At 56.0% G+C, this 20,674-nt stretch carries 21 protein-coding genes and 1 tRNA gene; 13 read left to right on the top strand and 9 right to left on the bottom strand.

The features are described 5' to 3' along the window. Nucleotides 1-44: 44 nt before the first annotated feature. The 5 genes from AUMI_RS05345 to AUMI_RS05325 all read right to left on the bottom strand — a co-directional run bounded on the left by AUMI_RS05345 (nucleotide 45) and on the right by AUMI_RS05325 (nucleotide 6,078). Nucleotides 45-1,496: a sensor histidine kinase gene (locus AUMI_RS05345; protein WP_096382163.1), complete on the bottom strand. Its 1,452-nt coding sequence runs from the start codon at nucleotides 1,494-1,496 to the stop codon at nucleotides 45-47. Nucleotides 1,497-1,592: 96 nt separating this feature from the next. After that, nucleotides 1,593-2,285 (bottom strand): response regulator transcription factor, encoded by a 693-nt coding sequence (locus tag AUMI_RS05340; protein ID WP_096382161.1) that lies wholly within the window; start codon nucleotides 2,283-2,285, stop codon nucleotides 1,593-1,595. 113 nt (nucleotides 2,286-2,398) lie between these two features. Then, complete coding sequence (locus AUMI_RS05335; protein WP_096382158.1) at nucleotides 2,399-4,033, bottom strand: DNA repair helicase XPB; 1,635 nt, start codon at nucleotides 4,031-4,033, stop codon at nucleotides 2,399-2,401. Nucleotides 4,034-4,074: 41 nt separating this feature from the next. Next, nucleotides 4,075-5,802 carry a helicase-associated domain-containing protein gene (locus AUMI_RS05330; protein ID WP_096382156.1) on the bottom strand — a complete coding sequence of 576 codons (1,728 nt, stop codon included), beginning with the start codon at nucleotides 5,800-5,802 and terminating at the stop codon, nucleotides 4,075-4,077. Nucleotides 5,803-5,814: 12 nt separating this feature from the next. Beyond that, nucleotides 5,815-6,078, bottom strand: a complete 264-nt coding sequence (locus AUMI_RS05325) for a hypothetical protein (protein ID WP_096382153.1) — start codon at nucleotides 6,076-6,078, stop codon at nucleotides 5,815-5,817. Nucleotides 6,079-6,148: 70 nt separating this feature from the next. Between AUMI_RS05325 and AUMI_RS05320 the strand changes: the two genes are divergently transcribed. Both AUMI_RS05320 and AUMI_RS05315 read left to right on the top strand, forming a co-directional pair. Further along, nucleotides 6,149-6,529, top strand: a complete 381-nt coding sequence (locus AUMI_RS05320; RefSeq protein WP_096382151.1) for a cold-shock protein — start codon at nucleotides 6,149-6,151, stop codon at nucleotides 6,527-6,529. After that, the gene (locus tag AUMI_RS05315; protein WP_096382148.1) at nucleotides 6,522-7,148 is read left to right on the top strand and encodes a DUF3027 domain-containing protein; all 627 of its coding nucleotides are present in this window, start codon (nucleotides 6,522-6,524) and stop codon (nucleotides 7,146-7,148) included. The genes AUMI_RS05320 and AUMI_RS05315 overlap by 8 nt, the downstream gene beginning before the upstream one ends. Before the next feature lie 6 nt (nucleotides 7,149-7,154). On the opposite strand, the gene serC is transcribed toward AUMI_RS05315, so the two are convergent. Continuing rightward, nucleotides 7,155-8,267, bottom strand: a complete 1,113-nt coding sequence (gene serC / locus AUMI_RS05310) for a phosphoserine transaminase (protein ID WP_096382147.1) — start codon at nucleotides 8,265-8,267, stop codon at nucleotides 7,155-7,157. Between the two features lie 66 nt (nucleotides 8,268-8,333). On the opposite strand from serC, the gene AUMI_RS05305 reads away from it, so the two are divergent. The 4 genes from AUMI_RS05305 (at nucleotide 8,334) to AUMI_RS05290 (ending at nucleotide 10,950) form a co-directional block, all read left to right on the top strand. After that, on the top strand, nucleotides 8,334-9,032 hold the full coding sequence (locus AUMI_RS05305; RefSeq protein ID WP_096382144.1) for an iron-dependent transcriptional repressor DtxR: 699 nt from the start codon (nucleotides 8,334-8,336) through the stop codon (nucleotides 9,030-9,032). A gap of 245 nt (nucleotides 9,033-9,277) precedes the next feature. After that, nucleotides 9,278-10,078 carry a C40 family peptidase gene (locus AUMI_RS05300; protein ID WP_096382142.1) on the top strand — a complete coding sequence of 267 codons (801 nt, stop codon included), beginning with the start codon at nucleotides 9,278-9,280 and terminating at the stop codon, nucleotides 10,076-10,078. Between the two features lie 274 nt (nucleotides 10,079-10,352). Further along, entirely contained in the window at nucleotides 10,353-10,850 is a 498-nt protein-coding gene (locus AUMI_RS05295) for an HNH endonuclease (RefSeq protein ID WP_096382139.1), read from the top strand. Nucleotides 10,851-10,878: 28 nt separating this feature from the next. Next, a tRNA-Arg gene (locus tag AUMI_RS05290) sits at nucleotides 10,879-10,950 on the top strand. 40 nt (nucleotides 10,951-10,990) lie between these two features. Here the strand turns inward: AUMI_RS05290 and AUMI_RS05285 are convergent. Next, nucleotides 10,991-11,152, bottom strand: a complete 162-nt coding sequence (locus AUMI_RS05285) for a hypothetical protein (protein ID WP_096383486.1) — start codon at nucleotides 11,150-11,152, stop codon at nucleotides 10,991-10,993. Between the two features lie 65 nt (nucleotides 11,153-11,217). On the opposite strand from AUMI_RS05285, the gene rlmN reads away from it, so the two are divergent. The 3 genes from rlmN (at nucleotide 11,218) to AUMI_RS05270 (ending at nucleotide 16,719) form a co-directional block, all read left to right on the top strand. After that, on the top strand, nucleotides 11,218-12,447 hold the full coding sequence (gene rlmN / locus AUMI_RS05280; RefSeq protein ID WP_096382136.1) for a dual-specificity RNA methyltransferase RlmN: 1,230 nt from the start codon (nucleotides 11,218-11,220) through the stop codon (nucleotides 12,445-12,447). Nucleotides 12,448-12,517: 70 nt separating this feature from the next. After that, entirely contained in the window at nucleotides 12,518-16,525 is a 4,008-nt protein-coding gene (locus AUMI_RS05275; RefSeq protein WP_197702052.1) for an AAA family ATPase, read from the top strand. Further along, nucleotides 16,525-16,719, top strand: a complete 195-nt coding sequence (locus AUMI_RS05270; RefSeq protein WP_096382134.1) for a hypothetical protein — start codon at nucleotides 16,525-16,527, stop codon at nucleotides 16,717-16,719. The genes AUMI_RS05275 and AUMI_RS05270 overlap by 1 nt, the downstream gene beginning before the upstream one ends. Here the strand turns inward: AUMI_RS05270 and AUMI_RS05265 are convergent. Both AUMI_RS05265 and AUMI_RS05260 read right to left on the bottom strand, forming a co-directional pair. After that, nucleotides 16,716-16,967, bottom strand: a complete 252-nt coding sequence (locus tag AUMI_RS05265) for an FmdB family zinc ribbon protein (protein ID WP_096382131.1) — start codon at nucleotides 16,965-16,967, stop codon at nucleotides 16,716-16,718. The genes AUMI_RS05270 and AUMI_RS05265 overlap by 4 nt on opposite strands. A 21-nt stretch (nucleotides 16,968-16,988) precedes the next feature. After that, nucleotides 16,989-17,570, bottom strand: a complete 582-nt coding sequence (locus AUMI_RS05260; RefSeq protein WP_096382129.1) for a 5-formyltetrahydrofolate cyclo-ligase — start codon at nucleotides 17,568-17,570, stop codon at nucleotides 16,989-16,991. A 55-nt stretch (nucleotides 17,571-17,625) separates the two neighbouring features. Between AUMI_RS05260 and AUMI_RS05255 the strand changes: the two genes are divergently transcribed. From AUMI_RS05255 to pdxH, 4 genes are all read left to right on the top strand, one after another. Next, entirely contained in the window at nucleotides 17,626-18,261 is a 636-nt protein-coding gene (locus tag AUMI_RS05255; protein WP_096382126.1) for a GNAT family N-acetyltransferase, read from the top strand. Nucleotides 18,262-18,327: 66 nt separating this feature from the next. Continuing rightward, complete coding sequence (locus AUMI_RS05250; protein ID WP_096382124.1) at nucleotides 18,328-19,215, top strand: hypothetical protein; 888 nt, start codon at nucleotides 18,328-18,330, stop codon at nucleotides 19,213-19,215. A 36-nt stretch (nucleotides 19,216-19,251) separates the two neighbouring features. Then, nucleotides 19,252-20,025, top strand: a complete 774-nt coding sequence (locus tag AUMI_RS05245) for an SDR family oxidoreductase (protein WP_096382121.1) — start codon at nucleotides 19,252-19,254, stop codon at nucleotides 20,023-20,025. Between the two features lie 2 nt (nucleotides 20,026-20,027). Next, on the top strand, nucleotides 20,028-20,666 hold the full coding sequence (gene pdxH / locus AUMI_RS05240) for a pyridoxamine 5'-phosphate oxidase (protein ID WP_096382119.1): 639 nt from the start codon (nucleotides 20,028-20,030) through the stop codon (nucleotides 20,664-20,666). The last annotated feature ends 8 nt before the right edge of the window (nucleotides 20,667-20,674 follow it).

Here is a 20,674-nt window from a genome sequence, read left to right as displayed (position 1 = left end):
CGAGAATATCCAGTCAGGGTGCCTGAGCTGCTTCTGTGGAGGAGTTAGAGCTCGGTAGGGGTGTGGACGAGAGGAAGACTGACAGAGAAGGTTGCCCCGCCACCCTTGGTTGCGGTGACCTTGATGTCTCCGCCGTGTGCCCTCACGATGGAGGCCACGATGGCTAGACCCAGACCACTACCGCCTGTCTCGCGCGCACGAGAATTATCGGCACGATAGAAGCGTTCAAAGATTTTCTCCCGCAGTTGCTTGGGGATTCCTTCACCGTGATCAACGATGGAGATAGTGGCGTTTTTTGCCCCGTCGTTGTGTGAGACAACAAGTTCCAGGGGTGAGCCCACCGGAGTAAATCGCAAAGCATTACCCATCAGGTTGGTGACAACCTGACGAATCTTGTTTTCTTCGGCTTGAATCTCGACCGAGTCACCACTGACGGTGATGGTGCGCTCAGGATCAAAAGCTCCGGCATCTAACGCAGCATCCTGGGCAACCGTGAGGAGGTCAAAGGTGCTGATCTCGAGAGGACGGCTCTCGTCCATGCGAGCTAGCTCCAGGAGGTCCTCAACGAGGGCACCCATGCGAATGGCTTCCTTCTCAATGCGGTCCATGGCTTGAGCCACATCCTCGGGTGTTTGGAGAGCACCCATGCGATAAAGCTCGGCATAGCCGCGGACAGAAACCAGGGGAGTGCGCAGCTCATGGCTTGCATCACCAACGAAGCGTTGCATTTGATCAATCGTGCGCGCACGATCGGCAAAGGCGCGGTCAATGCGCGCAAGCATGATGTTGAGGGAGCGGTTTAGTCGCCCCACTTCGGTATTGGTGGGTGCACTCGCAGGCAAACGAAGGCTCAAGTTTCCGTCAGCAATCGCTACAGCTGTTTCTTCCACTTGACGCAGTGGGGCAAAGGTCGTGGTTACCAAGAAGCGTGTCAGCAACGCTCCCACAATCACGATGGCAATCCCGAGGCCTAAGAAGATGGAGAGGTAGGTGGTCATCAGCCGGTCCACGCTAGCGGTGGATAACGCAACTACTACGGTGCCCAGTGTTCCGGTGGAATCATCGAAGGTGACGGGCACGGCAATCGCATGGAAAAGGGTGCGATTGTTTTCAGACTTGATGGGGAAGATGGCACCGTCAAGAGTTCCAGCCTGAGCAACAGTGATGCCGTTGGGCAAATCCGGACGGCTGGCAGCGGGCTTATCTGACCAGTTTTGCTCCAGCAGAATTCCGCTGGCGCTATAGACCGCGTAGTAGTAGTCCGTGGGGGCTGTTTGCTGGGTTGTGCCAGTTTTGCTCAACTGCAACACACTCGAAAGGTCCTGCTCCACAGCCTTGAGCTGGGTATCGAGCTGACCGATCAAGGCGGGCTTGAGCATGGCCATGGTTCCGATGCCCGAAACCAGCAATCCAATCGTCAGCAACAACACAGTGACGCCGGTCACCTTGGTGCGCAAGGAGATGGCGTTCCATGTGTCTGTGAGATTGAAAGGCATCACTAGCAATCTAAGCAGGTGAGGTGTGTAAATGCTGAAAGGGCGAGATCCCTGGGAGGGAGTCTCGCCCTTTCTTATGGCGTTGGAGGCGCTGTGTTAGGAAGCTTTGGCAACCTTGAGCATGTAACCGAAGCCACGCTTAGTAGCAATCAGTGGCTCGGTGGAAACGGCATCAAGCTTGCGGCGCAGGTAGGAGACATAAGACTCCACAATTCCTGCATCACCGTTGAAGTCGTATTCCCACACATGGTCAAGGATCTGTGCTTTGCTCAGCACGCGGTTGGGGTTGAGCATGAGGTAACGCAGCAGCTTGAACTCGGTGGGGCTCAGTTCTACCACGCTGTCGTTGACAACGACTTCGTGAGTGTCCTGATCCATGGTGATCTCACCGGCACGAATGAGTGCTTCTTCATCTGCTTGCATGGTACGACGCAGAATCGCCTTGATACGGGCCACGATCTCGTCGAGGCTAAATGGCTTTGTGACGTAGTCGTCACCGCCGACGGTCAGACCAGTGATCTTGTCTTGGGTGTCATCTTTGGCGGTGAGGAAAAGAATGGGTGCGGTATATCCGGAGGAGCGCAGGCGCTTGGTCACGGAGAAACCGTTCATGTCTGGGAGCATGACGTCGAGGACGATGAGGTCAGGTTCTTCTGCAAGAACTGCAGAAATCGCTGCGGCACCATTTCCGACTGCCTGAACGTTGAACCCGGAGAAGCGAAGGCTGGTGGTCAGTAGGTCGCGAATGTTGGGTTCGTCATCAACAATGAGGATTTTTGGATTTTCCATGCCTCTAGTATCTGACTGTTTCCTGAACGTAACCTGAGAGTTTTTATGAAGGTATCTGTACGCAACCTGTGGACAGGCGTATTCCCAGTGCTGAGGCGGGAGATTGCCAGAAACTAGATGGTGTGACCGTCAATAATTTCGTAGGAATACCCCTGCTCAGCCAAGAAACGTTGACGGTTCAGCGCGTAATCCTGATCCACCGTGTCTCTGGCAACCAAGGTGTAGAAGGTCGCGGTGAAACCACTCTTCTTGGGGCGCAACAGACGACCCAAGCGTTGAGCTTCCTCTTGGCGTGAGCCAAAGGCTCCAGAAACTTGAATAGCAACACTGGCTTCCGGCAGGTCCACCGAGAAGTTCGCCACCTTGCTGACCACCAGCACAGGCTCACTGCCATCACGGAACGCATTGAATAGGCGTTCACGCTCATCAACCGGAGTTGAACCAGAAATCTCGGGAACCCCCAAGGCATCCCCAAGCTCAGCGAGCTGGTCCAGATATTGACCAATCACGAGCACACGCTCACCGGGGTGGGCGGCAATGAGTTTCTTCGCAATCTCAATCTTGCGCGGAGATGTTGCGGCCAGGCGGTAACGCTCTGCATCACTGGCCGCCGCATAGATCAAACGCTCGTCAGGATCGAGGTCAATGCGGATCTCTTTACACTCGGCTGGAGAAATGAAACCTTCTTGCTCAATTTCTTTCCAGGGCGCGTCAAAACGTTTGGGACCAATCAAGCTAAAAACGTCTGATTCACGGCCGTCCTCGCGCACCAGCGTCGCCGTCAAGCCCAGACGGCGTCGAGCTTGCAGCTCCGCCGTCAGCTTGAACACCGGCGCTGGCAGAAGGTGAACCTCGTCATAGATCACCAGACCCCAGTCGAGCGCATCCAGCAGAGCCAGGTGCGCAAATTCTCCACCGCGCTTAGCGGTGAGGATTTGATAGGTCGCGATGGTGACCGGTTTGATCTCTTTGGTTGCACCGGAGTACTCGCCAATTTCCTCTGGCGTCAGTGAGGTGCGCTTGAGAAGTTCATCCCGCCACTGACGAGCAGAAACAGTATTGGTGACCAGAATCAACGTGTCTGTCTTTGTGGCAGCCATCGCGCCGGCACCAACCAAGGTCTTTCCCGCACCACAGGGAAGCACGACAACACCGGAACCGCCCTCAAGGAAGTTGGACACAGCCTTCTCTTGGTAGTGACGCAGTGCCCACCCATCTGTGGCGAGATCGATGTCATGGTGTGCACCGGGCTTGTATCCGGCATTATCTTCTGCCGGCCACCCCAGCTTGAGAAGTTCCTGCTTGAGTTGTCCTCGAGCCCAGGCAGCTACTTCGTAGCTGCCATCCTCGCGGCGACCCACCAGTAAGTCGGAGACCTTCTTCGATCGCGATACTTCAGCCAGCACGGCATTGTCTGTGCCACGAAGAATGAGCACACCCTCAGCGTCCCGCTCGATCGTGAGCCGACCATAACGATTGACAGTTTCCTCGATATCAATCGAGACAGTGGCCGGGATTGCATACTTCGAATACTTCTCGAGCGTGCCCAAGATTTCTTCTGCGGTGTGTCCAGCAGCCCGCGCATTCCACAACCCCAAACGGGTTATGCGATAGGTGTGGATGTGCTCGGGAGCACGTTCAAGCTCGGCAAAGACAGCTAGGTCATGGCGGGCATCTGCGGCCTGCGGGTGAGCGACTTCCAGTAAAACGGAACGGTCGCTTTGAACAATGAGCGGTCCTTCAGGCATCTCTCTACGTTACTCCCGTTGGAGCAAGCCAGTTGACCGTCCTAGGCCAAGCGAACAGAGGTGATGTGGCTTGCAGGAAGTGTTCTCTCCACCTCGGTGGTTCGATCCAGACAGCGCAGGCGCCCATTGGAGAAGCCCTTGGGCTCAATCGTGAACTCACGTTCGCCATCGGGCATGCTGACACTCACAATCAGAATGCTCTTATTGCGCACTGCAAGATCAAGCTGACGCGCAATCCAGGTGGCATCATCGGTCGTGCCAGCTTCGCGGCTTCCACGAAGGCGTTCAATCAATGAGGTCGTGGCAGAGGGGGCGTCGGGCAGAACTTCAGGTGGTGTGCGCACAGGTCGTGAGGAAACAATGTTTCCGGCCTTGTCGACCAGTTGAGCCGAATACTTAGCTTCCAGCAAAGCATTGAGCACCACCTCAGCAGAGTGCGTACACACCAGCGTGTTCTCATCACCGCGACGCAATGACAGCGCAGTTAATGCGCGATCGGCTGCGATGGTGCGCAGCACCAACGGATCGATTGCGGTGACGACTGCGCCAGAAACACTCTGGCTTACGGTGATGGATCCAAAACGCTCACCGAGGTCGGTGATGAAGTAGCTCACGGCTTGAGGAATATCTGTCGCGGCGAGGGCGCCAAGACGCTTCACAATCTCTGCAGCGCTGAAGCCCTGCGAAAGTAGAGCATTCACTCCGTGAGAAGTGATGCGGTAGGTGCTGGCGATGCCGCGCGACTCCACAACACACAGCTGCCTCATGAACTGCTCATCTTCAGGAGTCAGGGGACTGGGAGCAATCACCGTGAAGTCATGCTGCACGAAGACCTGTGTGGCATAGGGAGGAATGAGCGCTGTGACCGCCTTCTCGGCGGCAGCAAAGCCACCGGACACTACGGCACGACCAATCTCGGTGACGATGCCCTGCACCTCAAGGCCCAGCAGGTGAGCATGCTCCACAGCCGCCTGCATCTCGCTGTCGAGCCACTGATGACCCAGTGGATACGTTGCTGTAACCCAGTTGGTGAGAGGGTGTCCCCAATCACTGTTGGCGTGAAGTGCTTCACGCAATTGAGGCGATAAAGATGTTGACCAGCCTGAGGCCATGCTGATCCATTTGCCTGCCAATGGGGCCTGTTGCCATGCTGCCACTGCGTGACCAGGAATCCACATGTTCGAGACCAGGGCAAGAAGTCCTGCCTTGTTGCTCAGCGCAAGCAGAGACAGGGGGTTGCTCACCTGCGGAGGAAGCAGCGAAGACAGACGCTGCTGATCCTGTGCGCTGAGGCCACCACGAGCAAGTTGCTTGACGGGGTGAGATTCCACGCTGGCAATCACATCCTCCAGCGAGGACACAATAGCCAGTGACTGCTCTATGGCTGCTGAAACTTTCACGGGTGAGACCTGCAGCACGGGGGAGATTGGAACAGCTGTGGTGGGAATTTCAGGAAGGTTGTTCACAGCCTGAGCAACCTCGGGATACACCACCGTTTCTTCATCGCCGAGAAGTTCTGAGCTCAGCAACGCAGACAGTTCTGCTGAAGCGGGGCGAGGGGTGTGAGATATCTCACGAAGTTCTTGCAACAGCGTCACCGGGATGCGTTGCAGAGCGCGCTGCAGCGACTCGTCGCCCAGCAGTGCGTCAGCAACGTCGAAGTAATCCTTGAGCCCAGAAACAGAACTGAGTCGCCAGCTCAGTAATTGCTGAAGCTGCTGATCATCCAGCGCACGCAGGCGTTTGGAGAGAGTGAGAGAAGAAGACACTGAGTGCGCGGCTTAGCGTGAACTCTTGGAGGCGTCACGACGGCGACGAATGATGTTCACAATAATCAAGGTCATCAACAGTAAGAACGCAATGGGCAAGCCAATGCCCGGCAGCACGAGGATGAATTCGCCGACCGGGCTGGTCAGATCAAGTTGGGTGATTCCTGCGGTGATGATGGCGAGGAATGCCAATACGGAGACGGCGACGATGGACACAACCATGGTGCCGAGGATGCGTTCTAATCGGGTTGCTTCGTAGGTGTCTTCTGTTGCCATACTTCTAAGGATAGGTGCCACTTGTTACTCCTGAGTAAACTGGAGCTTGCACCAAACGCAGGAGGAAACCATGCCAACCGGCAAAGTGAAGTTTTACGACGAGGAAAAAGGCTTCGGCTTTATCTCAACAGACGACGGTCAGGAAGTATTCCTGCACGTCTCCGCCCTGCCTGAAGGTGTGAAGGTTCGTCCCGGAACCCGCCTCGAGTTTGGTGTGGCTGAAGGCAAGCGCGGTGCACAGGCACTGTCCGTTCGTGTTCTCGATGCACCCGCAGGTCGCGAGAAGCTGGACCGCAAGCCAGCTGATGACATGGCTATCATTGTGGAAGATTTGGTCAAGCTGCTGGACGGCATTGGCAACAACCTCAAGCGTGGAAACTACCCAGACAAGGCCCACAGCGCCAAGATTGCTGCGCTGCTGCGCCGCGTAGCAGATGACTTTGATGTCTAAAGCTTTCCCTCAACTCACCGCGCTGCACCAAACCCTGGCTCTTGCCGCGCTGCACGAAATCACCACCCCAGAAAGCATTGGCGAACTTGAGGTGGAAACCATCGACCACGATGGCATAGCCACGCTGCAATACGCCTGCAAGCTTGATGGCTATCCCAACTGGCGTTGGAATGTCAGCCTGGCCACGCTCGAGGGTGAAGACCCCACGGTGATGGAAGCTGAGCTTTTGCCTGCCGAGGGTGCACTCGTTGCCCCCGAGTGGATTCCATGGTCTGTGCGCCTTGCTGAATTCTTGGAAGCACAAAAGCAGGCAGCTGCTGCAGGTATTGAGCTGGATGAAGAGCTCCCTGAAGGGCTGCTCGATCTTGCCGAGGGTGCACTTGATGGCACCGTCCTCGATGACGAACTGGAAGATCTCAACGACAGTGATGACGGTGAGGATGACGAACTTGAAGAGGACGATGATGACCTCGACGAGGACGACCTTGACGAAGATGATGATGACGAGGAAGACGATGACGAGGAAGACCTCGTCTCAGCTCCCACCCATGGTGGGGATATCGACGGAGTCGATATCGATGACCTCGATGACAGCGCCAGCGCTGAGGGTGAAAACTAGCTCAAACTAGAGACGCTCGACGACGTATTCGATCGAGCTAATCAAGGCCGCGACATCGCTGGGTTCAATTGCTGTGAACGTTGCCACACGCAATTGGTTGCGGCCCAGCTTGCGATACGGCTCGGTGTCAACGATTCCGTTAGCGCGAAGAATCTTGGCGATAGCTGCAGCGTCAACGCCATCGGTGAAGTCAATCGTGACAACAACCTGAGAACGGTGCTCAGGATTGGAAACGAAGGGGGTCGCGTAGTCGACGCGGTCTGCCCAGCTGTAGAGCAGGTTTGAAGATTCCTTGGTGCGCGCATCTGCCCAGTCCAAACCACCGGAAGCATTCATCCAGTTGATTTGCTCTTCGAGCAAAACCAAGGTTGCAACCGCAGGAGTATTGAGTGTCTGCTCGAGCCGTGAGTTATCGATGGCGTTCTTCAGGCTTAAAAACTCAGGGATGTAACGGTCGCTGGCAGCAATGCGCTCAACCCGTTCAATGGCGGCGGGGGAGAACAGGGCAAACCAGAGGCCGCCATCAGAAGCAAAGTTTTTCTGCGGAGCAAAGTAGTAGACATCTGTTTCAGCTGCATCAATCTTGATGCCGCCGGCTGCGCTGGTGGCATCGACCACAGTGAGTGCGCCCGCATCGCCGTGAACGCGAGTCACCGGAGACATCACACCTGTCGAGGTTTCGTTGTGCGCCCAAGCGTAAAGGTCAATACCTGCGGTGGCTTGTGGTTCAGCACGTGAACCTGCTGGTGCTTCAATCACCTGTGGGGCGGTTAGCCACGGAGCTTTGGCTGCTGCCGCGAACTTTCCGCCAAATTCACCACAGACCATGTTTTGGCTCTGCTTTTCGATGAGAGAAAACGCAGCTGCATCCCAGAACGCGGTAGAACCACCATTACCGAGCAGAACTTCATAGCCCTCGGGCAGATTGAACAGTTCAGACAGTCCCGAACGAACGCGACCAACCATGTTCTTGATGGGAGCTTGGCGGTGGCTGGTGCCCAGAAGCTCTGCACCACGGCCAGCAAGAGCTGCCACCTGCTCAGGGCGAACCTTGGATGGTCCGCAGCCGAAACGGCCGTCAACGGGAAGAAGTTCGCTGGGGATGGTGATCTCTGCCATTACATAATTCTAGGGTTTGGCCGAAGGCGATTTTTCCGGCGGAGCGTGCTCGGTAAAGTAGTGACTATGACGGATCTGATCGACACCACCGAGATGTATCTGCGCACCATCCTCGAACTCGAGGAAGAGAACATTGTTCCCATGCGCGCGCGCATCTCTGAGCGCGTGGGCCATTCTGGCCCCACCGTGTCTCAGACCGTGGCACGCATGGAGCGTGACGGTTTAGTGCTCGTCTCTGATGATCGCCACCTTGAACTCACCGATGAGGGGCGCTCTAAGGCTGTGCATGTGATGCGCAAACACCGCCTAGCGGAACGTTTGCTCAGTGACATTATTGGTTTGGAGTGGGAATACGTTCACGACGAAGCCTGCCGCTGGGAACACGTCATGAGCGACAAGGTGGAACGCCGCATTCTCGAGATGCTGGGCAACCCAACCCAATCTCCCTACGGCAACCCCATCCCAGGTTTGGATGAGTTAGGTCTGACTCCTGCCGAAGGCTTCCTTGATGGTGTTGCTAACCTGTTGGATCTGCTGCAGGCCTCGGGAGAAGAAAGCACCGGTGTGGTTCGACGTTTGGGTGAACCTGCACAAATCAACCCAGAGTTGCTGCACGATTTCGCAGAAGCAGGGTTGATTCCTGGCTCCACAATCTTCTTCACTCGTGACGGTGATCGGGTCCGCGTCAGGGCTGATGGTTACTCCGGTTCCCTCGATTTACCCCTAGATGTTGCGGTTCACGTTTTCGTCGAACACAGCCTGTAGTAATTCACTGCGTTACCAATCCGTGACTTTGTCGTGTCGCTGATGTGACTTTGAGGCCGTCCTCGCGTAGTCTAGGGAAGCTTTCACACCACAGTTAAGGTGCGGAAGACTCATAACGAGACGTCCCAACCCCCGTCTCTCGGTATGAACAATGACGCGAATTTCGCATCGTGACGGGGTAAGCAACCTAGCTTGTTGGGGCGCCGGAGGTTTCAACTTTGGCCGAATTAGGTAACGACAAAATTATGTCGCGTCGAGCACGCAAGCTCGCCAACAAAAAAAGCTTTAAGAAAAGCGCTCGCAGCGCATTTTCGTCCGTCAAGGAATCTGCCACCTCTGCCATGGCAGTTGCATCTCAAGCGGTAACTCCTAGCCAGGATCGCACTAAGCCACGCGAGCGCCGTTCTTTCTCCAACTCTGGATTGTTCCGCGCGGGCGTCATGACTGTTGCTGCTGGAATCGTTGCAACAATTGCGATTCCTGCCTATGCGTTCAACCCTGAAACTCGTGATCAGGAACTACTCGAAAACACTGCCTCGACGGTCTACCAGCGCAGCACCGGGCAAGATGCTGAAGTCTCGGCAGATGCCGCGTCGATTACAGCAGGCCGTGATGGCTACGCCATCACGGCTGCATCACGTGCAGCAACGAATGTTTCTGGTGGTTCTTCCTATGCGTCGGTGATGGCTAATCCGCCTAACCCTAACTTCAGCCTTGCTGGCATCTTTGCTGAAGGCATGAAGTACATCGGAACTCCCTACGTTTATGCCGGAAGTTCTCCTGCTGGTTTCGACTGCTCCGGTTTCACGATGTACGTCTATGGAACCTTCGGTGTTTCTCTTCCCCACAACTCGCAGTCCCAGGCAGCAATGGGAACCCCCATTTCTGAAGCGGACGCCCAGCCTGGCGACATTGTTTGGATGCCCGGTCACGTTGGTCTGTGGGGTGGCCCCGGAATGATTTTGGATGCTCCAGTCCCTGGTGGAACTGTGCAACTGCGCAAGATCTGGACCTCTGATTACCGAATCATTCGCATCGGTATCTAACGCCAGAACATTTCGTGAACGCTGAATAACATTTCGGCGTGGCACTGGCCTGTGTTCTCGAAGAGGAATACTCTAACTCTCAAGCATCGTGAGAAATCGCGGAGGGTTACATGCAACTACACGACCGAATAGGCGGGCTCATACGAGCGCGTCTTCGCTAGGGCATTGTCTGTATTGACGGTGCCCTTTTGTGTTTCTTGACCACCCACGGTTGATGCGACCATTCGGCAAGTAGCCTGCACGCCATGCAGGCCCCAACTCGAAAAGGCCCCACATGCGAACACTGGTACTCAACGCAGGATATGAACCTCTTGCTATCGTGTCTTTCCGTCGAGCGCTCATGCTGGTCATGAGTCAGAAAGCGACCGTCTTGCGTGCAGACAGCGAGCACCCCGTTGAAGCCATCACGGCTCGCTTCGATCGTCCTTCCGTCATTGTTCTCTCCCGCTATGTTCGTGTTCCCTATTCCCGCAGGGTTCCACTGACCAGGCGCGGAGTGCTGCGGCGAGACGGACATCACTGCGCCTACTGCGGCAAGAGCGCCAACACCATTGACCATGTGATTCCCAAATCACGCGGTGGGGCAGAGTCGTGGGAAAACCTCGTGGCGTGCTGTTTCAAATGCAACAACATCAAGTCTGATCGCACCCCCCAAGAGATGGGGTGGCGCTTGCGCATCACTCCACGAATGCCGGCTGGGCCAAGCTGGTTTGCCATGGGGCTTGAGCACCGTGACACTGCATGGGATGACTACCTCGCCCCAGCTGCCTAACTGCAGCGGGTCGTAGAATGAGATACACGCCTCTGTAGCTCAATGGAAGAGCACCTCCGTCCTAAGGAGTTGGTTGGGAGTTCGAGTCTCTTCAGGGGCACACACAACACAAGCCCCTTTCGGGGCTTGTGTTTTTTCTGTTACTTTTTGCCGCCAAATAACTTGGCAAAGAAACCAGGTTCAGCTTCGTGATCTTGGCAGCGTTGGTTCTTGGGGATGCCGCGCATCACTTGATCTACATGCTGGCCACAGCCAGCCCAGGTTGCTTTTCCGCACTTACGGCAGGTGACTTCTCTACACATCTGGAACTCCTTAAACTCTGTCTTCATTATACCCCCGGGGGTATAGCTCATGCCACACTAGTTCTATGACTGAAAAGCGTGGAGCACGGAACCTTACCGACCGCGCACAGCAGCGACCCCAGGTTCGGCCCACCCCCGAAGGCTGGACCCAGAACGTTGACGCTGAGGGTCGTCCCACACTTCAGTTCGAAGCGCCCAAGCGCGGTGCAAAACCCCCTGTTCACTTAGCTGACCTCACACTTGAGGAGCGCAAAGCTAAGGTGACCGAACTAGGTCTTCCTGCTTTCCGCGCCAAGCAGATCAGTACGCACTACTTCTCTCACTACACCAGTGATCCTGAAAAAATGACCGACCTGCCTGCGGCAGGACGTGCTGAGTTAGTGGAGTCACTGCTGCCTCCGCTGATGACGGAGGTCAAGCGACTGAGCACCGATAACGGCGACACCATCAAGTTTTTGTGGCGATTGTTTGACGGAGCTCTCGTTGAGTCCGTCCTCATGCGCTATCCCGGACGCATCACGCTGTGTGTGTCTTCCCAAGCAGGTTGCGGCATGAACTGCCCATTCTGTGCAACAGGCCAGGCGGGTTTGACTCGCAACATGTCTGCGGCAGAGATTGTGGACCAGGTCGTCCGCGCTAATGCTGTGATTGCCGCTGGTGAGCTTGGTGGTAAGCGCCGATCTGACGAAGGCCAGCCTGAACGCGTGAGCAACATTGTGTTTATGGGCATGGGTGAGCCATTGGCCAATTACAACCGACTCATGACGGCGGTGCGCACCATGCTGGCACCGCAACCAGAGGGCTTGGGTATGTCAGCGCGTCACATCACCGTCTCTTCAGTGGGACTCGCCCCCGCAATTCACAAGCTGGCAGACGAAGGTCTGCAACTGACGTTTGCCCTCTCCTTGCACGCACCAGATGACGAACTGCGTGATGAGCTCATCCCGGTGAACTCGCGCTGGAAAGTCGATGAAGCCCTCGATGCTGCCTATGCCTATTACGAAAAGACAGGTCGTCGCGTTTCCATCGAATACGCACTTATCAAAGACATGAACGACCACGCCTGGCGCGCCGATCTTCTCGCAGAGAAGCTCAATGCGCGCGGACGTGGGTGGGTTCACGTCAACCCGATCCCGCTCAATCCCACCCCGGGATCCATCTGGACTTCGTCAGAACCGTCGATTATGCGTGAATTTGTTCGTCGTCTTGAAGAGCGTGGTATTCCCACCACGCTTCGAGACACTCGAGGTAAAGAAATTGATGGTGCGTGCGGACAATTAGCGGCAGCTGACTAAACGCTCCAAAGGTGCCAAAAATAGGTGTCACTACAGGGATTCTTCCCCCTGCAGACATAGTGTTTTTGATGTGTGGCCACGGAATCGACGCTCTGACGACGAGTCGTTAGAACCAGAAGAGACTGCCTCGAATATTGGCGAGCAGATCTCTCTCGATGACGACCCATTTCCTGAGCTCTCTGCTGAGAAAGATGAAGCAGTAGATCTGCTTGCTCCCACGGCCGGCAGCCTCAACTCCGCACTCTCCAACATCAACGTTGCAGAGCCAGTGTGGAACCAGTGGCGTGAAGAACTTTCCGTGGTTGGTGGTACCTCACCACTGATTCAATTTGTGGACACTCCCCGCACCAGGATTGAACTCACCTCAATTCACCCTGGCGGTTTGCCCTCATTTATTTCTGGCAAGCCCACCTTGCTCTCAAGTTTGATTCGCGAAGAGTTTGCTCTGCGCAATGCCAGATTGGCTGCGGCAGCCGTGACGGCTAAGTGCACCGAACTGCGTTCCATGCGCAGTATCGAATCTGTTTATTTGGCTCTTGGCATTGCCAAGTGGACGTTCCAAGACCGAGAGTATTGTGGCCCGGTCCTGCTGCGCCCGATGACCTTGCGTCGCTATGGCAAAGATTTTGAACTCAAACTCAGTGGCCAGCCTTTCCTCAACCCACAATTAGCTCGCGCTCTCGAGAGCCAATTGGGTATTGCCTTAGATGCGGACTCTTTCGTGGCGCTGGCCAACCTTGATGGCATGTTCAACCCGCTGCCGGTGATGGAGCGCCTGCGCGGACTGACCCAACATGTCCCCAGTTTCGAGGTCGAGCCTCGACTGGTTGCCTCCAGCTTTGCTGATCTCTCTGCTGCGATGGTTGCTGACGTTCGTGACCTGGCACACCCCATCTTGGATGCCCTGGCTGGCAACATCACCGCCCGCACTCGTTTGACTGAAAGCCATAAAGAAGCTGTGGTTATCGGTCAGGATGAGCGCCCCCCAGCAACTGACACCCTCCTTCTTGATGCTGATTCAGAACAAGAGAGCATCGTGGCAGAAATTGCCGCCGGTAATTCCATGGTGGTCAAAACTCTTCCAGGAACCGGTGGAACACAGACCATCGTGAACGCCATCGGTGTTCTCACTGCTGCACACAAGCGTGTGCTGGTGGTGGGTGCCCGTCGCTCCAGTTTGGATTCTGTGCAGCACCGCCTGGCACAGGTCGGTCTCGAAGGTCTCACTGTTTCACCACGAACCCTGCGTCGCGATCTCATCAACGCCATCTTGCGCAATGAGAAAGCAACACGTCCCAACGTCACCGACGTGGACGACGCCCTGCTTCGTTTGCGCAAGGTTCTGCTGGACTACCGCGGCTCACTCACTCGCAAAGACGACGTGTTGGGTGTTTCGGTATTGGATGCACTCGAGCAACTCTCGCACCTGAGCTTGCTTCCCACGCCGCCTTCCACCACTGCACGCTTGCCTCGCCGCGCAATTGAAGGACTAGCTAACTCCAGGCCGGCAGCAGCAGCAAGTCTCATCAAGGCGGCAGCCCTGGGTGAATTCCGTTACGGCCCTGATGACTCACCATGGTACGGAGCAAACTTCCCCACTGCGGAGGAGACCACCGCAGCACACGAGCAGGCGAAGCGTCTTCACCAAACTGAGCTTCCTAAATTGCTTGAGCGTGCTGAGGAAGTCTTTGGCCGCACCAAGATGCGTCCCTTCGAGAACCTCGAAGAACTCGGTACCTACATCACCTTGCTCGTTGATATTCGCGAAACGCTCGATAAGTTCTTGCCCTCGGTTTATGACCGCCCACTGACAGAACTCATCACCGCGACCTCTGGACGCGGTAGTGGCATGAGCGGTGGAGATCGTCGTCGCCTGAAAAAGCTTGCCTACGAATATGTGCGCCCTGGAGCAAACGTTCCTGACATGCACGAGGCGCTCATCGAGATTCAACAGCAGCGCGTGCTCTGGCAGCGCTATGTTGTGGCCGGTGCTGTTCCCGAGGTTCCCGTTGGTATTGCAGATCTGCAAAGCGCCTACGACAAGGTCGTTGCCGAGCTTGTAGTTCTTGATATTGCACTTGGACTCAACGGCACAGAACAGTCTTTCCTCAAGCTTCCTATCGCTGCACTAACCAATAAGGTTTCAGGTTTGGCAGCAGAGTCGGAAGTTCTCAATAACTTGCAAGAGCGCACCGCGCTCTTGGCTCACCTGCGTGAGCTTGATCTGGATGTTCTCCTCGCGGACCTTTCTGCACGTCATGTCCCCGAAGAAGAAGTCGCAGACGAACTCGAACTCGCCTGGTGGCAGTCTGTGCTCGAGGGCATGCTCACCTCCGATAAGGCACTGCTCGGTGCTAACACGAGCATTCTGGATCGTCTCGAATCAGACTTCCGCCTGGTTGACGACGCTCACGCATCCGCAAACGGCGGACTCCTTGCCGCACGTTTAGCTGAACTGTGGAAGATCGGCCTAGTTGATCTTCCCGATGAAGCAGAGCGTTTACGTCAGGCTTTGCGCGGTGACTACCTCAGCCCACAAGAACTTGTTGAACTTGCTCCACGTTTGGCCAAGTCGATTGCGCCAGTGTGGCTGTGCTCACCCTATGAGGCCCACCTCATTCCTGACACTGTCAGTTTTGATGCCGTGTTCCTCGTTGATGCCGGTGCAACCACGGTTGCCGAGAACGCTGGGGCGATTCGTCGCGGCAGTAGCGTTGTGGTCTTTGGTGATCCTGTTACTCAGACTCCGTCCCGTTTTGAAACCGGTATGGGGGAATTTGAAAACCCTCTTCCGCCGGTGACCGACGCCGACGCCTGGCACAGTAAATCTGCTCTGGCACAGTTCAGTGGCATTCTGCCAGCACGCACACTCACGAAGAGTTACCGTGCCGGTGGTGAAGACCTCGCCGATGTTGTTAACCGCCGCTTCTATGGTGGAAAGATTTCCTCTTTGCCCTGGGCCGGAACCTTCCTGGGCCACTCCAGTCTGCGCCTGCACTACATCGCCGACGGAACAGGCATGCCGGACTCTTCCACCGGTGCAGTGGAAAGTGTGGACGCGGAAGTTTCACGCGTGGTGGAGCTTGTTCTTGAGCATGCTGCAGAGCGCCCCACCGAATCTCTCATGGTTATTACCGCAAGCCCCAAGCATGCGGTTCGCGTTGAACAGTCTGTGCTCTCGGCGTTTGCTCGTCGTCCCGATTTAGTCGAGTTCATTCTTGAGGACCGTGCTGAATCCTTCGCCGTGATGACGCTTGAACAGGCCGTTGCACAAAGCCGTGACCGAGTGATCTTCTCTATTGGATACGGTCGCACCCCACACGGTCGACTGCTGTCTGACTTTGGTGCCCTTGCACTTCCCGGCGGTGAGCGTTTGCTCGCCGTGGGTATGACGCGTGCTCGCCGCTCCATGGAGATTGTTTCCTGCTTCCGTCCCGGTGACATCGATGAAAGTCGCCTCTCCGACGGAATGCGTGCCCTGGCTGAAGTTCTCACTGAGACAGAAAAGCCTCACACCACTGAGCTGGGCACAGACTCACCAGAACCCATGCTCATTGATTTGGCTCAGCGCTTGCAGCGTCGTGGGCTGCACGTCTCTCTCAACCATGCCGGCGAGATTGCTCTGGCTGCCTCCTATCAAGGCCGAGCTGTTGCAGTGGAGACCGATGCAGTTCTCGCTAAGGGCTCACTGCGTGAATCATTGCGTTTGCGTCCAGAAATGCTGCGTCGTCTCGGATGGCACTACATCCGTATTCACGCTTTTGAACTTTTCGCTGACCCCGAAGCCGTTGCCACACGCGTTGCGGCACTGATCGGCGTGGAGCCAACAGAAGACGACCAATTCACTGGTCCAATCGATTTAACTCAGGTAGAAACCGTTGTGGACAGTGCCGACAGCGAAGTTGTCGAAGAAGAGATCACCATCGAGCTGCGCGAAACGGTCGTCATTGAGCAGGTGGGCGACACCGTCCTGGTTGAAGACATCATCGAAGAAGATGTCACCATCACGGAAGTCACCTCTGCACCAGGCAGTGAACCTGATGCCATCACGGCACCGATTGATCTGCCCGAGAAATAATGCCTACCCAGCCTGAACAAGAGCCCAAGCCTCGTTCGCGCACCAACCGCCGAGTTCAGTGGCAACCAGAAGGTGCCACAGTCGACCCAGCTTTTGTGGATTCTCCACTCGAGGAGACCGGTGAAGATTGGGCAGAGCGTCAGCTCAGCAACGACGAACAGCTCAAACGAGATAAGCCACCCCACTGGGGTTAGTTCGTCGAAGAACTACTTCCACCAGAGGAGCTACTGCTTCCACTGCTGCCAGTGGAAGAACCACTTGAACTTTGACGTGAATCGGTTCGATAAAAACCCGAACCGTTGAAGGTCACCCCGACCATGTTGAACAGTTTGCGCAGCTTTCCTGTGCAGCTGGGACATTCGGTCAGGCTGTCCTCGCTGAGGGACTGTTGAATATCGAACGCGTTATCGCACTGCGTGCAACGGTAAGAGTAAGTAGGCACAAGATCTCCGAATGAGTCGCGTTAGAAGGTAATCAGGGCGGAAGGGGTAACCACACCGGTCACCGGTTGGTCGTGTACTTCCTGAGGCAGAGAATCAACATATTCACTGTCGAAAACAAGAGCATAAACAGGTGGGCGTTTCCCCATCGAGCCCAGGGTCTTATCGAAATAGCCGCGACCCCAGCCCATGCGCACACCCTTTTTGTCCACGGCAGAAGCCGGAACAATAATCAGGTCAACATCGTTGATGGCGATGGGGCCAATGAGTTCACCGGTGGGTTCGGGAATTCCGTATAGGCCTACGTTCTCATCGGGGGAGTCATTGGCGATAGCCCAGTCCAATAAACCGTCATCGCGGCTCACTGGCAAAAGGACTTCAATTCCGTTGTCATAAGCCCAGGAAAGAAAAGGCCTGGTTTCGGGTTCACTCGGTGTTGCCAAATAGCACGATAGGCGTTTCACGCCCCGTGCGGCCACAAGATTCTTGAGGTGTTCAGTGAGCTTTGCGGTGGCCTCATCACGTTCATGCTGAGGCATCACGCGACGACGGTCACGAATCTCGGCGCGCAAAGCCTGCTTTGCAGTAACCAGATCCTCAGACATATCCATATTCTATTGGCCAGCCAAGAAGCACACTCCTGTGGTTAGGCTTAGAGACATGGCAGCCATCATTCCCACACTGCGTGAAGGCCGTGTGAGTATTCGGGGAATCAAAACTCGTGATGCCAAAAAGCTCGAAGAAGAACTCATGCGCAACCGTGCCTGGTTGCGCCAGTGGGAAGCCACTGTTCCGCAAAGCTTTGTTAGCTTCGACACCAAAGCAGGAATACGCAACCTGCTCGCCCACGCACGCGTGGGGGCAGGTATTCCTTTCGCCATTGAATACGACGGGGAATTGGTGGGCCAGCTCAATGTTTCCGCCATTGCCTATGGCTCGCTCTCCTCGGCACAGCTGGGTTATTGGGTTGCCGAGCGCGTTGCCGGCCAAGGTGTGACCCCCACTGCTGTTGCACTTGCCACCGACTACTGCCTGCACAACCTCGGACTCCACCGGATGGAAATCTGCATCCGTCCAGAAAACACCGCCTCGCTGCGAATCGTGGAGAAACTCGGCTTCCGCTACGAAGGTCTACGCCGCCGCTATATCCACATCAACGGAGACTGGCGCGACCACTTTGCTTTTGCCCTCACCCAGGAAGAAGTCCCCGGTGGAGTGCTCGAGAGATGGAAGAGCGGCATGGTTCCCGAAGGAATCGGCACCGTTCCGGCAGCTGACTACGACTTACTGGGCTAACCCACCTCAGACAACACACCCCGGGCTTAAAGCACTCCGGCTCGATTCACTCGTACCTTAGAAGTCATGAGTGGTGATTTTCTTGGCGGAGGGCTGGTATTCGCAATCGCGGCCGCCCTGTGGATTATGTATCTCATCCCTACCTACTTACGTCGCAAGAACTTCGATGCGACCGAACGCAACGCCGTGCGCATGCAGCAAACCATCCGCGCTCTGGCAGAAACTGCCGATGTCCCTGAGGAGATTCGCGTGGAAGCTTCAGCTCGCGCCGTGATCGAACAAAAGCGTGTCCTCCGACAAGCCGAAGCAGCAGCCCGCGCAGAAATGCGCCAGGCAGCAGCACGTGCTGTGGGCTATGACGAGCAAGCCGTCATTGCCGCTCGCCGCGCTCGCCGCAACCGTCTTGCCAGTGCCCTTTTCCTAGCTGCAACAGTGGTCGGCATCATTGCTGGGTCCATCATCTTGGCAACCGGCGGAAGCTGGGAAACCCTCGCTATTTCGTGCCTCGCGTTCGCTCTTGCTTTGGTTATCCAAGAAGTTGTCGTTTCTTCGACCACCGTTCAGGCAGCACCTGCGGCGTCGAACCGTTACGCCTCTGAATTCTTTGACCAGTCCCACTTCAAGCCTGCACAGGTGTCACGAAGCTGGACTCCTACTGCGCTGCCACGTCCCTTGCACCTGTCTGAGGGCACGCTGTCGCAGGCGGTCGTGCAATCACAGATTGCTGCCGAGCGCATGCGTCAATCTGCACAAGAATCTGCACTGGTTGAGCGCATGAGCATGGATCAGGCTGGACTTGAACAGCTGCGACGTACCGCAACCACTCCTCCTGTTCGTACCGAAGCACCTGCACCAGAGGTTGCTTCACGCCTAGCTGGTATGGGTGTGGTGGACACCACTGCATCTGCAGAGCTCGATCTGGACGCAGTTCTGCGTCGTCGTCGCGCCGGTTAAGTAAATCCGCTCAGACTTCCGCGGTACATTTGCTCTATGAGCACTCGTCGCGTAGTCATTACTGGAGCTAGTTCAGGTATCGGCCAGGCTACCGCCCGGCTTTTTGCCCAGCACGGCTGGAATGTGGTGGGTGTTGCCCGCCGTGCAGACCGCCTCGCTGAACTCGAAGCAGATGCTGGGATCAGCACCTTCGTTGCTGATGTGACCAAGCAAGAGGATGTTGACTCTCTCCGGGATTTCCTCGCTCACTCCGGTCCTGTGCACGCGCTGGTGAACAATGCCGGTGGCGCTTTTGGCGCATCCAGCGTGGAAGAAAGCGATCCTGCCGATTGGCAAAAGATGTTTGATGTGAATGTGTTGGGTGTGCAGCGGGTGACTAGTGCCCTGCTGCCGCTGCTACGCCAGGCGGCTGCTGGTGGGCACGCCGACATTATGACAGTGACCTCCACAGCTGGTTTTGTTCCCTATGAGGGTGGCGGTGGATATAACGCAGCCAAGTTTGCTGCCCACGCTGTGGTGGGAGTCTTGCGCCTCGAGCTTGCCGGTGAGCCCATCCGCGTGATGGAGATTGCCCCGGGCATGGTCAAGACCGACGAGTTTGCACTCAACCGTCTCGCAGGTGACACCAGCAAAGTTGAGGCACTCTATGCAGGGGTAGAAGCACCACTGGTTGCCGAAGATGTTGCCGAAGCTATCGTGCACGCACTTGAGCTTCCAGGACACGTGAACATGGACATGATTACGATCCGTCCCGTTGCCCAAGCCGCACAGCACAAGCTCATTCGTGGCGAACTCAAACCAAAGGCCTAACCATGGAATCTCTTTCGCGTCACACCGACTATGGCAATGTTCCCTTCGATGAGAACATTGCCCTGGCAAACCCTCTCGAGCAGTTTGCGCAGTGGCTCACCCAGGCTGAAGCAGAAGATATTTTTGAACCGAACGCGATGGTTGCCAGCACGATTGACCCCGATGGCAGCGTGAGTTCCCGCACAGTCTTGCTCAAAGGTTTAGACGAGAGTGGTTTCCAATTTGTCACCAACTACACCTCACGTAAGGGCAAGGCGCTCCTGGCCAACCCCAGTATTTCCCTGTTGTTTCCCTGGTATAGCCTCAAGCGCCAAGTGATCGTTTATGGCACCGCGATCAAAGCCAGTGATGCCCTGAGCGATGAAATGTGGAACAGGCGCCCACAGGGCGCGCAGCTTGCCTCCGCTGCGAGTAATCAGTCTGAGCCGATTGCCTCGCGCGCAGAACTTGATGCGCAGCTGGCTGAACTCGAGAAGCAGTATCCAGAAGGCACGACTGTTCCCCGGCCAGAACACTGGGGTGCTTTTCATGTGGAGCCGCATGCCATTGAGTTTTGGCAGGGACGTTCTATGAGATTCCACGATCGTATCCGATACGACCTTGTAGATGGCCTCTGGCAGATAACACGCCTCCAGCCCTAGGCTGAAGG

This window comes from Aurantimicrobium minutum (genome assembly GCF_002355535.1).
Taxonomy (GTDB): Bacteria; Actinomycetota; Actinomycetes; order Actinomycetales; family Microbacteriaceae; genus Aurantimicrobium; species Aurantimicrobium minutum.
The sequence above is the reverse complement of the archived record's forward strand: the minus strand, read 5'-3'. Positions and strand labels throughout refer to the sequence as shown.